We start from the raw sequence: 11,667 nt of genomic DNA on the forward strand, positions 1-11,667 counted from the left end.
CCTGTATGTGGTCATCGAGCCTATGGAGAACCGGCAGAAACTCCGAGACATGTATGAAGAGTTCGGATTCGCGACAGTGGATGGGACCGACCGCATGTACATGCGCATTCGCTGCCACGACCCCGATAAGAAGGCCGGGAAGAAGTGAGCTGAGCGTCATGACGTGACAAGTGCTGACCTGCGTGCAACACTTTCTTGCAGCGGGATAGCTGTCCCCAGAACCCGATCCGGTCCCCTTCCGGATCGGGTTTTGTCGTTCCTGGGCAGCATCCGCCGACGCGGGGTAGAGCAGGTCGGACAGCTCGCTGGACTCATAATCCAGAGGTCGCCGGTTCAAATCCGGCCCCCGCCACGACCGTTCGGTCAAATCCAGCCCAAACCCTCACGGTGCCTGCCCACCTGGGGGTTTTCTCGTTTCAGGAGCACGTCATGCTTTCCACTCTTTCCGCCTCGCTCGGTTCCGTCCCGTGGGGCGAGATCGCCCTCGGCGCTGCCAAGGTGCTCGTCGCCATCCTTACGGTGTTCATCTGATGGCCGATTCTGTGCCGAGCATCGGCCGAATCGTGCACTACCAGAGCTATGGCACGCCGGGCGGCGAACATCCATCCGAGCCGCTCGCCGCAATCGTGACCAGCGTGGACGATCGCGGCCGGGTGGGATTGGCCGTGTTCTACGACAACGGCATCTCACACAAGGCCGATGTGCCTTACTCGTGGGCCGATGAGCCCGAACCGGGACATTGGTCCTGGCCGCCTCGCGTCTGATGGGCCTCGCATTCGGTGGCCCCGGCCGATACAGCAGCAACCCCGGCGCCCAGGTCACGTATCCCGCTGAATTCACGGTGGTTCCGGCTTGGGCCGCCTACCTCATCACCCAGAACGCGCGTATCGAGCTCATGCTCGCGCGCCTACTCGAAATGCAGGGAATCGAAATGAACGCAACCGAACAGCTCGAGGCCGATATCGCCCAGCTCGTCGACGCCAATACGCGCATCGTCGCACTGCTCGGCGCACAGTCGGCACAGATTGCCGATCTGCAGGGGCAGCTGGCGCAGGGCAACCAGATCAAGCCCGAAGACCTCGCCGCCCTCAACGACATCACCAACAAGATGGTCGCTGTCGCAGGCGGTACCGCTACCGCGGCCGCGCCTACGCCGACCCCGGAACCGCAGGCGCCGATCACCTCGGTACCGGTGGACCAGGCACCGGCCACCGAGCCGGGCCCGGCACCGATCGAGCAGCAGGCACCGGTCACCTCCGCACCTGCGGAGACCGCATCCGAGGAACCCGCCACCACCGAGGCGGCCACCACTACCGACACCACTGCAGCGGACACCGCTGCGTCGGACAGCAGCAGCACCGACCTCTCCGGTTGGTGACACGCGGTCGACCGGGCCTGCGCTGTGTCCACCCGACGGACAACCACACAGCGCGGGCTCGGCTGGCCTCATCAGAAGCAAGTCGAGGCACTCAAGCGCGTACACGTCGACGGCACGCCCTGTTGGTGGTGCGACGAACCGATGCACCTCGCGCAGGGGCTCGACGGCGACCACTCCATCGCCCGCGCGCACGGCGGGACCGTCGCTGACCGACTGCTGCACAGCTGGTGCAACCGCGAGCGCGGCGACGGCAGCCGCGACCACCTGAGACCCGCACTCACCGGCAAGCCCATCGAGGACAAGGCCGAGGCCGACGACCGGGCGGCGTGGTGCGTGATGCAGGGATGGTGACCGTGCCAGGGATTCGAGCCCGCCTCGCGTGTCCGATTTGGGCGAAAAATCCGGCCCCGCCCCCCTTCCTGACCCCGCCTAGTCAACCTTTTTTTACTGCCGGGGCGAAAAACGGTGCGAACAATGCCGGATAACCTCGGTCCAACGGGCGAAAAATTACGGTCTGCGCTCGAAAAGCCCAGTGACGGTTACGAATTGACCGTTTTGATACTGGAAGCCGCTCGGGTGGGTGATCGGCTCGACGATCTGAACCGAATCCTAACCGGAGATGGCGAATTCTGGGCCCACGTGACCACCGGTCGCGACGGCGTACTCGAAATCCGTGTCGACGCCGCGCTACAGGAGGCTCGCCAGCAAGCGACCGTGCTGCGGCAGCTGCTCGCCGAGATCCGCCGCCAGCGCGGCGCGCCGGAGCCCGAAGAAGACGATGTACTCGCTGGCCTCTGACGTCGCCGAGCTGTTTCCGAGGCCGGACCCGGCGATTTTTCCCACGCTGACCGGCCGTCAAGCACCACACCACTTTTCGGCATGGCCCGGCGACGACACGCACGGATTCAAGGCCATCAATCTCGCCGGACGGCTCTCGGTACAGCCGGTCATGCCGTGGCAGCACGGCAATCTGCGGTGCCTGCTGCGCCGTAACCCCGATGGCACCTGGACGCACCCTGACGCCGTCCTGCTCTGCCCGAGACAGAACGGGAAATCGGAAATCGTCCTGATGCGCTGCCTGTACGGACTGTGTGTGCTGGGCGAGAGCATCCTCTACACGGTGCAGCGGTGGGACACCGGCAAGGATCTGCACAAGCGCCTCGTGTCGATGATCATGAGCAGCGCGAGCCTGCGTCGTCGACTCGCGGCGAAACCGACGCTCTCGCAAGGGCGCGGCACGATCATGCTGACCAACGGCGCGGTAATGGTGACCTCCACACGGTCGGCGGATATGGGCCGTGGTCTCACCAAAATCGATTTGCTGGTCTACGACGAGGCCTACAACCTAGACACGGCCGCCTCGGCCGCCGTCGACTGGGCGCAGATGGCCGCATCCGACCCGCAGACGATCTACACCTCAACCGCGGTGAACGCCGAGATGCACGCCAAAGGCTATGTGCTGACCGACATGCGTGCTCTGGGGCTGGCGCGCACAGAGGGCATGTACTTCGCCGAATACATGGCACCACCCGAAATGCCTTGGCGGGCATTGACGACGTGGGAGTACGCCAATCCGAGTTTCGGCGTCATCGCGACACCGGCGAAGATGCAAAAGCCGCTGCGCAAGGCGACGACCAAGGCCGGAATCGTCTCGTTCGGCGCCGAGGCGCTCGGCCGTGGCGTCTGGCCGGTGCGCATAGAGCATCGTCCGGCGCTGATTCCGGCGGACGTATGGACCGCGAACAGCAATCCATCGCCGACGCTCGTCGGCCCGACAGCGCTCGCGGTCGACATGACTCCGGACCGGTCGATGATCTCGATCGGTGCGGCGCAATGGACGATCGAGGGCCGCATTCACGTCGAGCTCGGTTATCACGGCCCGTACACGCTCGCGGCAATGCCCTACATCGTCGCGGTGGTCAACCGCATGGATCCGGCCGTGCTGGTGATCGACCGGGCCTCGCCCGCAGCATCGCTCGAGGCGGATCTGCTCAATGCGGGCATCGAGGCGACCCTCACGGACTCGCTCGAGATGGCGCAGGCCACTGGCGATTTCTACGACAAGACGATGGGCGCGCTGCTCGATCACACCGGCGACCCGGTGCTCGCCGAGGCGGTAGAGGGCGCGGTCAAACGCGATCTCGCCGGGGGCGGTTGGGCGTGGGACCGCAAGGGCGCGGCCAACGTGATCAGTCCGGTAGTCGCGGTGACCGAGGCGCAATGGGGGCTGGTCAATTTCGGCACTCGCACCGCGCCGGTGCAGTCGATCGTGCACAAGCCCGCCGCGGTACCGCGCGGGCAGACCCGCGGCGAGTCCGCGAATCTCGCGGTGATCGGATTCTGATCGCCGTCCGGAGGGAGGTGGTGACATGGCCGAGAAAACGTCGCCGGTGAGAGGACGCATCCCAACACGCGAAATCGGTTACGCCGTCTCCTATCCCGGCGATATCTGGTGGCAGAACACCGAGACCACGCCCGAATTGCGTTGGCCGCTCTCAGTGGCCGTCTATGACCGGATGCTGCGCCAGGACGCCCAGATCGCCTCGGTGCATCGGGCGATCACGCTGCCCGTGCAGCGCACGACCTGGCGGCTCGACCCGAACGGCGCTCGCGATGAGGTAGTCGAATACGTAGCGGCTGACCTGCATTTGCCGATCGTGGGCGCGGCCGATGAGTCCGAGCAGCCGAAACGGCGCATCCGCAATGCGTTCTCGTGGGCCGATCATGTGCGACTCGCGTTGCTGAATCTGCCGTACGGACATTCGTTTTTCGAGCAGACGTATTCGATCGATGACGACGGGCGCGCGCATCTGGCGAAGTTGTCGCCACGGTTGCCGCGCAGCATCGCGAATCTCGTTGTCGCCGCCGACGGCAGTCTCGTATCGATCGCTCAATACGCCATGGGCACCATGACCGGCGGCTACGACGGCATCGTGATGGGAGCCGTAGGCGGCGGCACACCGATACCGGCGAAGCGCATCGTCCCGTACGTGAACGAGCGTGAGGGCGGCGATTGGCTCGGGAAATCCGTTCTGCGCGCGGCGTATAAGAACTGGATCCTCAAAGACCGCATGCTCAGGGTCCAGGCGCAGACCATCGAACGAAATGGCATGGGTGTGCCGATCTACTACGGCGGTCCGCTCGACAAGCAAGATGATCTCGACAAAGGCCAGCAGATGGCCAACGACTACCGCTCCGGCGACAGCTCCGGTGCGGCGGTGCCCAACGGCGCGAAACTGCGCCTACAGGGCGTCGAAGGCGCATTGCCCGACGCGGATCCCGTGATCCGCTATCACGACGAGCAGATCGCACGGGCCCTGTTGGCTCACTTCTTGAACCTCGGAACCCAAACGGGCAGTTGGGCTCTCGGTTCGACGTTCGCCGACTTTTTCGTGATGTCGCTGCAGACCGAAGGGCAACTAATCGCCGATACGTCGACGGCCTATGTGGTCGAGCCGCTCGTCGATCTGAATTTCGGCCCGGACGAGGCCGCCCCGCGCATCGTGTTCGACGAGATCGGCTCGAGGCATGACGCGACCGCCGAGGCGCTCGCGCTGCTCATCCAAGCGGGCGCAGTGTTCCCGGATCGCCGCCTCGAGCAAGCCGTGCGCGACATGTACGGACTCCCTCAGAAGGACCCGAACGCGCCGGATCCGTCGCCGACACAGAAGAACTCGCCACCGGCCGCGCCCGCCGCCGAGCCGACCGGCGAGGACCCGAACGACCCGCAGGAAGGCGACCAGTGAACCAGCGCATCAAGGCACTCAAGCCCGATGGGCCAGCGCGCCAGTGGTATTCGATCCGCAACGCCGCCGAATCCGACACGGGCCCGGCCGTGGTCTACCTGTTCGACGAGATCGACTCGTATTGGGGTGTCGCGGCCGAGGATTTCGTGCGCGAACTCGACGCGATCACCTCCGACGAGATCATGGTGAAGATCAATAGCCCCGGCGGCAACGTCTATGACGGGCTCGCGATCATGAACGCGCTGCGCGCCCATCCCGCACAGATCACGACCTCGGTCGAGGGGCTCGCCGCCTCGGCCGCGAGCTTTATCGCGATGGCGGGCGACGACGTCATCATGCGCCCAGGCGCCGAGATGATGATTCACAACGCATGGGGCATATGCGTCGGCAACGCCGTCGATATGCGCGAGCTGGCCGACCAGCTCGACCGCACGAGCAGCAATCTCGCCTCGATCTACGCCGAGCGCGCCGGTGGCGAAGTCGCCGACTGGCAGGCCGCGATGAACGCCGAAACCTGGTACAGCGCCGAGGAAGCCGTCGAGGCAGGCCTCGCCGATCGCGTAGAGAAGCCCGGCAAAGACAGTGCGGGCGAGCAGACCGCGAAGGCGCGATTCGACCTCTCGATTTTCAACTACGCAGGCCGCGGCAAGGCACCCGCGCCGCAACTGCACCGATCCCCCTCTGCCGTTCGAGCGGAGGTCAAACGAAAGGAGGGGCCGACTATGCCCACCTTGATTGAGGGCCTCCGGTCGAGTCTCGGCCTGGCCGATGACGCCGACGAGGCGGCCGTACTCGCCGCGGTCGACGCGCTGCAGAATGCGCCAGCACCGGCCGGTGACACACCGGCCGATCCGACGCTGCAGCAGATCGCCGCATCCGCGAAGCGGCTCGGCCTGCAGCTGGTCGACGCCACCCAGTACGCGGCAACCGTAGCGGCGGCCGACAAGGGCGCCAAGGCGTTCGAGAAGCAGCAGGCCGACCACCGCGGCCACGTGCTCAACGAGGCGATCCGCACCGGCCGCATCGCCAAGGCGCAATACGAGCAGTACGCCAAGCAGCTCGAGCGCGATCCCGAAGGCACCGAGGCATTCCTCGCCTCGCTCGCGCCCGGGCTCACAGTGCCGCTGGAGGAGATCGGCCACGCGGGCGAGCCCGACGTCGATCACCTCGGCGCCGAAATGGCCTCGGCCTTCGCCAAGGTCACCGGAACCACCTGGAAGGACGACGCACGATGAGCGACTACCTGCCCCTCTACCACCCGGCCGACAAAGTGCCGTGCACCACGAGCGCCGCTGTCACCGCCGGTCAGGTGCTCGTCGTGTCCGGCGACGACACGGTCGCGCCGTCATCGGCGGCCGCGATCGCGTTCGGTGTGGCCGCCTACGACGCGGCCAGCGGTGCGCAAACCATGGCCTACCGCAACGGGATTCACGTGCTGACGGCCAGCGGCACCATCAACGCCAATGACGCGGTGATTCCGGCCGCCGCTGGCGCAGTCGCGGCAATCGGTTCGGAAACCAACTACAACCGCACGGTCGGTGTGGCGCTCGCCGCGGCGTCCGGCGGCAAGGTCAAAGTCGCTCTGCGGCTGGCGTGAGCAGAAAGTAGGCCATTCTCATGAGCGGAAGCACCACATTCCCGCCCGCGCAGCCGACGCTGAGCGGTGACATTCTCCAGATCAATCGGTTTCTGAATGATCCGCTGTGGATCATGCGGGCACTGCGCGCGATCGGTGATCAATTGTTCATCTCGAACAAGATCCTCACCGGTCAGCAATGGACCGAGAGCGGCTCGGTCGGCTACGAGCAGAACGAATCGATCTTTGCCGACAACGCGCCCAAGCCGGTGCCGCCGGGCGGCGAGTACCCGCTGACCACGACCGGGACAGGTCCCGCATCGATGGCCAGCACAGTGAACTGGGGCCAGGACGCTGAGATCACCGATGTTTCGATCTCGCGGCAACGCTACGGCGTGGTGACCCGGAAGTTCACCAAGTTGGTGAACAGCCACATTCAACAGGTCGATTCGGTCGCGCTGTCGGCGGTCGCTTCGGCGGTTACCCAGAACACCGCCGCGATCGCGTCGTGGGCGGGCACCGGTTCGACGCCCTACATCCTGCGCGACCTGATGCGCGCGTTCGCGAAGATCGTGAACCTCAAGCAGGGCTATATGCCCGACACCGTGCTGCTCGGCCTGGATACGTTCGCGAACGTGGTCAGCGACGACAAGCTCGCGCAGCTGCTGCCGCGCGAGATCCCTGGCGTGCAGCAGAATCCGGTCAACGCCGGATGGGAGTCGCCGTACATGAAGCGTATTGGCGGATTCCTATTCGTCACCTCGCCGAATCTGCCGGTGACTGGTCGCGCGACCCTGCTCGACAGCAAGGTGCTCGGCGCCTTCGTCGATGAGCGTGTGCCCGGCCCCGGGTATGTCGCGAGCACCGACGACGGCGCAGACGGCATCCAGGTCAAGACCATGCGCGAAGACTTGACCGACACATGGCGGATCCGTTGCCGCCGGATCACGACCCCCGTCGTTCTCGAACCCGCTGCGGCGTGGGCGATCACGGGAGTCGACGCATGAGGTACCGAGTAATCGCGCCGCTGGTCATCGCACACGACCAGGTCGGCCAGGCGCACCACAAGTACGCCGGGGAGGTGATTCCGTGGCTGTCGCAGGAACAGACCGAGCACCTGCTCGACATGGGCATGGTCGAGGAACTGGCCGCCCCGGCGGCAGCACCGGCACCCGCACCGGCACCCGCACCGGTCGCGACCGGCGATCCGGGCGGGACGCAGCAGGCACCGCCGGAAGCGGTCACGACCGGTGCCGCGTCGCGTCCGCTGCAGGCCGCGCCGAAAGAGGTGTGGGTCGAGTACGCGGTGAGTCGTGGTGTCGACCGTGCGGCGGCCGAGGCGATGACCAAGGCCGACTTGCAGGCGCTCGGGGCCGACTGAGAGGGGGTGCGCCATGGCCGCTTTCGCCACTTATACGGACGTGCAAAACACCTGGCGCACCCTCACCACGCCGCAGACCGCGTATTGCAATCTGCTGCTCGACGCCGCCGCGCTGTGGATCCGCAACCGCAAGCCGAACATCGCGGACGACGACCCGGCGGCGAAATCGGTATCTATCCAGGTAGTTCGGGATGCCTTGCAGCGCGACCTGTTCGGCGGCACTTCGGCCGGCACTCACACCGTGGGCAACCGGTCGGACTCGTGGACGCTGTCACGCACGGCGACGCTCGAGGAACTCGCGCGGTCGCTGGTATTCGTCGACTACCACTACGAGTTGCTCGGCCTGGCGCCCGCGCACGGCCCGCGCGGCGCGTTCGGTAACCGGTACCCCGGGCCCGACCCGATCACCCTTCCGGGCGCATCCCGGTTCGGGCCATGCCCGTGGTAGGTCCGTTCTCGCTCGGAAACGACACCGTCATCGTCACCAACCGCGCGCCGGTGCTCGACGGCGACGGCAATCCGACCTATGACGGCTACAACCGGCCGCTCATGCAAGACGTGCCGACCACGGTCGAGGGTGTGGCATTCGAGCTGCTCAGTAGCGACGAGACCAACAGCAACGTCAACCCGACCAAGCTCGTCGGGCGCGCGTTCCTGCCGTTCGGCACGGTGATCAGCGCGCAGTCGCGAATCACCTGGCAGGGCCTCGATTTCGAGGTATTCGGGCCACCGCGCCCACAGCTGGACAACGACGGCCAGGGCGACCACATCGAGGTCGACTGCCATCGGGAAAAGGGGTAGCCGTGGGCATCGATATCGCGAGTGTGGTCAAGGCGCTCGAGGAACTCGCGGGCCCGGCCGCTGCAGCGTCCGCTATCGCACGTGAGGCCGTGCTCGCCGAGGCCAAGCGCGGCGCAGCGTACGGGCAATCCATTGCGCCCGTGAACAAGACCGGTGTTCCGCACACCACGAAGGGCGGATATCGCGATGAGCCCGGCGATTACAAGAAATCAATCTCGGGTGAGGCGATTTTCGTGCACGGCGCTTGGCGTGGCCGCGTGATCTCTCGTGACTGGAAAGCGCATTGGATCGAGTACGGCACCAAGCACATGCCAGCGATGCACATCATGTTGCGCACTCGTAGGTACTTGCAGGGCACCGGCTCGTGACGCTGCCTACCTCGAGTGAGCGGCATTTCGCGAATGTCGCGCTCGTGGTGATCACGCATCTCAAGACTCTGGCCGGTATCGGCGGCTGTTCTCTGACCAAGCCCGGCGAAAACGATTGGGACACAAGAGTCGTATATCCGTTCGTCCTGGTGACCGTTCCTCCTGCCGGTGGGGACAACTACATCTGGGCGATCAACACTGTCGAGGTCGAGGTATTCGATCGCGATCAGGTTGTGGCACTGGAGTTTTCACGCCTGGTGCACGACCGCATGATGCACCTCCGTCACAGGTATGTGGGCGGGGTGCCGATCTCGAACGTCGAGACGATCAACGGGCCCGGCTGGGTCGATTTCCAGGACCCGAATATTCACCGCTATCTCGCGACGTACGAGGTCGAGAGCTCCGTAAATGCTCAACCCCTGTAAGGAGATTCAGACATGACGGGTACCACGTGGGACACCTTGTTCGGCGGCGACGTCAACAACGTGTTCAAGGGGCAATTCGGTTTCGCCTTGGTCAGGGACTATGACCCGACCAAGTCTCTCGCGAACTTCACGCCGTTCGATACGCTCACCGGCGATTGGTCGGCAACGCTGCTAACCACCGACGCTTTCAACGGATGCGGATATTTCGACGAAAACGGCTTGGAATTCAATCCGACGCTCGCGACAGCGGACACCAAGGCGTGGCAGAGCCGCCAAAAGCTTTTGACGGACATTACGGACGACTCGGAATCGGCGATGTTCACCGCGATCGAGCGGACGCCGATCATCGAGGCGCTCGAAACCAATTTGCCACTCGCGGCCATGAGTAGCATCGGCAGCGTCGGTTATCAGTACACGAAACCGAAGGTCACGGTCCCGATCCACAGGCAGTTCGTTTTCGGTGCGATTTACGCCGGGCCGCTCGGGCTCGAGGGGTGGGCGCGCATCTACCCGAACGCGCTGATGGTCAAGCCCGACAAGCTGTCGATGAATGCCAAGACTGAAGCACAGGGCAAGCTCACGTGCGAGTCGTACCCGGACAGCGTTTCCGGTTTCGCGGTGCGGACTCTGCGCGAGGGCCCAGGCTGGCGCGCCAAGGGTGGCACGACCGGCACCCCGGGTACACCGACCGCGACCGCAGGCGGCTCGGCCGGTACGGCAAGCATGACGTTCACCGCGCCGACAACCCCGAACGGTCCGTTCACCTACAACGTGTTCGTCGACGCATCGACGACCCCGGTCTCGTCGGGCACGGTCACCGTCTCGGGCACCACCTCGAACCCGATCCTGACCGTGACCGGTCTGACCGCCGGTTCGCACACGTTCAAGGTGCAGGCCGTCGGTAGCAATCTCAGCGGCTCGGCGAAGACCGCCGCGTCGAACTCGGTGACGGTCACCTAATACCCCCTCGTACCCCGGTGCGGCGCAAGGCTGGGCGCCGCATCGGGCCAGCCATACAGCCACCCCGAAGGAGATCGAAATGTCCGAGCCCGTCATTCCCGCATCAGCTTTCGGTGCCGTGCCTCCCCCGGCGCTGACGCCGGTGCCCTCGCCCGCGCCCGCTCCGGCCGCCGAGGTCGATCTCGGCGACGTGATCACCGACATGAGTGCGTTTCGAGAGCAGGCACTCGAAGGGCTCGGCGTCGCGGGTGCTCGGTTCCGGCCCGGTCCGGTCGGTACCGAGGTGTTCACGGTGCCGCATCCGTTGCTGCTCAGCGACGAGCAGAACGAGCAGATCGCGAAGCCGCTGAGCTTCGTCGAAATCGCGAAGGTGCTGCTCAATACGCCAGACGATCCGCATGTCTATGACAGGTTCTCGGCGGCCGGTGGCCGATCCGGTGACGTCATGATGGCCTGGCGGCGGCTGAGTGCCGGGCTCGACATCCCAAAATAGGCGAGGCGGTAGCGCTGCTGATGTCGGCCCCGAAACAGATCGAGGCTGGCATTCAGAGCGAGTATCCAGGGCGCCGGATCGCCGAGTTCTGGCGCACGATCGGGCCGCGCCGCACTGGAGAGATGACGCCGCGCGAGCTGTGCGTGCTTGTCGAGGGTCTGTCCGATGCGAGCTGGTACAAGCGCAGTCGCGCATCGTCCTGGACGCTGCTCGAGCAGTTCGCCGCGGGCGTGGTCAATGTCCTGCAGGCCTACCGCCAGGACTACCGCAACGCGCACGGTGCCGAGCACGACTGGACGCTCATCGAAATGCCTGAGCTCGAACATATTCGGGCGAAGCGTGAGGCCGAAGAGCAACAGCGGATGACCCGGCGGCAGTTGGCTGGCCGCGTGTTCGACGCGATGCTCACCGGCCGTTTGCGCATGTCGGAAATCGATGTGAACGCCGATATCGAGGAGGTGCTAGCAGCGATATGAGCCCCGTCTATTTCGATATCGTCACCCGCCTGATCGGCACCGAGACAGCTGCGGCGAAGGTGG

At 65.2% G+C, this 11,667-nt stretch carries 17 protein-coding genes and 1 tRNA gene; all 18 read left to right on the forward strand.

The window, feature by feature from the left end:
- Positions 1 to 277: 277 nt before the first annotated feature.
- Positions 278 to 352 (forward strand) — tRNA-Met (locus tag NP3_RS09195).
- 178 nt (positions 353 to 530) lie between these two features.
- Positions 531 to 764 (forward strand): hypothetical protein, encoded by a 234-nt coding sequence (locus tag NP3_RS09200; protein ID WP_063039701.1) that lies wholly within the window; start codon positions 531 to 533, stop codon positions 762 to 764.
- On the forward strand, positions 764 to 1,378 hold the full coding sequence (locus NP3_RS09205; RefSeq protein ID WP_063039703.1) for a hypothetical protein: 615 nt from the start codon (positions 764 to 766) through the stop codon (positions 1,376 to 1,378). The genes NP3_RS09200 and NP3_RS09205 overlap by 1 nt, the downstream gene beginning before the upstream one ends.
- Positions 1,379 to 1,519: 141 nt before the next feature.
- Entirely contained in the window at positions 1,520 to 1,729 is a 210-nt protein-coding gene (locus tag NP3_RS51300) for a hypothetical protein (RefSeq protein WP_307677173.1), read from the forward strand.
- Between the two features lie 195 nt (positions 1,730 to 1,924).
- Entirely contained in the window at positions 1,925 to 2,176 is a 252-nt protein-coding gene (locus tag NP3_RS09215) for a hypothetical protein (protein ID WP_245720863.1), read from the forward strand.
- Positions 2,157 to 3,722: a hypothetical protein gene (locus NP3_RS09220; RefSeq protein WP_063039709.1), complete on the forward strand. Its 1,566-nt coding sequence runs from the start codon at positions 2,157 to 2,159 to the stop codon at positions 3,720 to 3,722. The genes NP3_RS09215 and NP3_RS09220 overlap by 20 nt, the downstream gene beginning before the upstream one ends.
- Positions 3,723 to 3,747: 25 nt before the next feature.
- The gene (locus tag NP3_RS09225; RefSeq protein WP_063824722.1) at positions 3,748 to 5,124 is read left to right on the forward strand and encodes a phage portal protein family protein; all 1,377 of its coding nucleotides are present in this window, start codon (positions 3,748 to 3,750) and stop codon (positions 5,122 to 5,124) included.
- Complete coding sequence (locus tag NP3_RS09230) at positions 5,121 to 6,359, forward strand: head maturation protease, ClpP-related (protein WP_063039711.1); 1,239 nt, start codon at positions 5,121 to 5,123, stop codon at positions 6,357 to 6,359. Before NP3_RS09225 ends, NP3_RS09230 begins: the two co-directional genes overlap by 4 nt.
- The gene (locus NP3_RS09235; RefSeq protein WP_063039713.1) at positions 6,356 to 6,721 is read left to right on the forward strand and encodes a capsid cement protein; all 366 of its coding nucleotides are present in this window, start codon (positions 6,356 to 6,358) and stop codon (positions 6,719 to 6,721) included. The genes NP3_RS09230 and NP3_RS09235 overlap by 4 nt, the downstream gene beginning before the upstream one ends.
- Positions 6,722 to 6,741: 20 nt before the next feature.
- Complete coding sequence (locus NP3_RS09240; protein WP_063039715.1) at positions 6,742 to 7,707, forward strand: phage major capsid protein; 966 nt, start codon at positions 6,742 to 6,744, stop codon at positions 7,705 to 7,707.
- Positions 7,704 to 8,081 (forward strand): hypothetical protein, encoded by a 378-nt coding sequence (locus NP3_RS09245; protein ID WP_063039717.1) that lies wholly within the window; start codon positions 7,704 to 7,706, stop codon positions 8,079 to 8,081. Before NP3_RS09240 ends, NP3_RS09245 begins: the two co-directional genes overlap by 4 nt.
- A 13-nt stretch (positions 8,082 to 8,094) precedes the next feature.
- Entirely contained in the window at positions 8,095 to 8,529 is a 435-nt protein-coding gene (locus NP3_RS09250; RefSeq protein ID WP_063039719.1) for a hypothetical protein, read from the forward strand.
- A complete protein-coding gene (locus NP3_RS09255) occupies positions 8,517 to 8,882 on the forward strand; it encodes a hypothetical protein (protein WP_063039721.1) in 366 nt (121 codons plus the stop codon). The genes NP3_RS09250 and NP3_RS09255 overlap by 13 nt, the downstream gene beginning before the upstream one ends.
- Positions 8,883 to 8,884: 2 nt before the next feature.
- Positions 8,885 to 9,250, forward strand: a complete 366-nt coding sequence (locus tag NP3_RS09260; RefSeq protein ID WP_063039722.1) for a hypothetical protein — start codon at positions 8,885 to 8,887, stop codon at positions 9,248 to 9,250.
- Entirely contained in the window at positions 9,247 to 9,675 is a 429-nt protein-coding gene (locus NP3_RS09265) for a hypothetical protein (protein WP_063039723.1), read from the forward strand. Before NP3_RS09260 ends, NP3_RS09265 begins: the two co-directional genes overlap by 4 nt.
- Positions 9,676 to 9,687: 12 nt before the next feature.
- Positions 9,688 to 10,635: a fibronectin type III domain-containing protein gene (locus NP3_RS09270; RefSeq protein ID WP_063039724.1), complete on the forward strand. Its 948-nt coding sequence runs from the start codon at positions 9,688 to 9,690 to the stop codon at positions 10,633 to 10,635.
- A gap of 79 nt (positions 10,636 to 10,714) precedes the next feature.
- A complete protein-coding gene (locus NP3_RS09275; protein WP_063039725.1) occupies positions 10,715 to 11,128 on the forward strand; it encodes a hypothetical protein in 414 nt (137 codons plus the stop codon).
- Between the two features lie 20 nt (positions 11,129 to 11,148).
- Entirely contained in the window at positions 11,149 to 11,604 is a 456-nt protein-coding gene (locus NP3_RS09280; RefSeq protein WP_063039727.1) for a hypothetical protein, read from the forward strand.
- The last annotated feature ends 63 nt before the right edge of the window (positions 11,605 to 11,667 follow it).

Source organism: Nocardia pseudovaccinii NBRC 100343, from assembly GCF_001613225.1.
In the GTDB taxonomy this organism is placed as follows: Bacteria; Actinomycetota; Actinomycetes; order Mycobacteriales; family Mycobacteriaceae; genus Nocardia; species Nocardia pseudovaccinii.

What these genes read in the sequence shown, in the direction of transcription:
- NP3_RS09200 (WP_063039701.1), top strand. Translation starts at nt 531, where the DNA reads ATGGCCGATTCTGTGCCGAGCATCGGCCGAATCGTGCACTACCAGAGC.
- NP3_RS09205 (WP_063039703.1), top strand. Translation starts at nt 764, where the DNA reads ATGGGCCTCGCATTCGGTGGCCCCGGCCGATACAGCAGCAACCCCGGC.
- NP3_RS51300 (WP_307677173.1), top strand. Translation starts at nt 1,520, where the DNA reads ATGCACCTCGCGCAGGGGCTCGACGGCGACCACTCCATCGCCCGCGCG.
- NP3_RS09220 (WP_063039709.1), top strand. Translation starts at nt 2,157, where the DNA reads ATGTACTCGCTGGCCTCTGACGTCGCCGAGCTGTTTCCGAGGCCGGAC.
- NP3_RS09225 (WP_063824722.1), top strand. Translation starts at nt 3,748, where the DNA reads ATGGCCGAGAAAACGTCGCCGGTGAGAGGACGCATCCCAACACGCGAA.
- NP3_RS09235 (WP_063039713.1), top strand. Translation starts at nt 6,356, where the DNA reads ATGAGCGACTACCTGCCCCTCTACCACCCGGCCGACAAAGTGCCGTGC.
- NP3_RS09240 (WP_063039715.1), top strand. Translation starts at nt 6,742, where the DNA reads ATGAGCGGAAGCACCACATTCCCGCCCGCGCAGCCGACGCTGAGCGGT.
- NP3_RS09245 (WP_063039717.1), top strand. Translation starts at nt 7,704, where the DNA reads ATGAGGTACCGAGTAATCGCGCCGCTGGTCATCGCACACGACCAGGTC.
- NP3_RS09250 (WP_063039719.1), top strand. Translation starts at nt 8,095, where the DNA reads ATGGCCGCTTTCGCCACTTATACGGACGTGCAAAACACCTGGCGCACC.
- NP3_RS09255 (WP_063039721.1), top strand. Translation starts at nt 8,517, where the DNA reads ATGCCCGTGGTAGGTCCGTTCTCGCTCGGAAACGACACCGTCATCGTC.
- NP3_RS09270 (WP_063039724.1), top strand. Translation starts at nt 9,688, where the DNA reads ATGACGGGTACCACGTGGGACACCTTGTTCGGCGGCGACGTCAACAAC.
- NP3_RS09275 (WP_063039725.1), top strand. Translation starts at nt 10,715, where the DNA reads ATGTCCGAGCCCGTCATTCCCGCATCAGCTTTCGGTGCCGTGCCTCCC.
- NP3_RS09280 (WP_063039727.1), top strand. Translation starts at nt 11,149, where the DNA reads ATGTCGGCCCCGAAACAGATCGAGGCTGGCATTCAGAGCGAGTATCCA.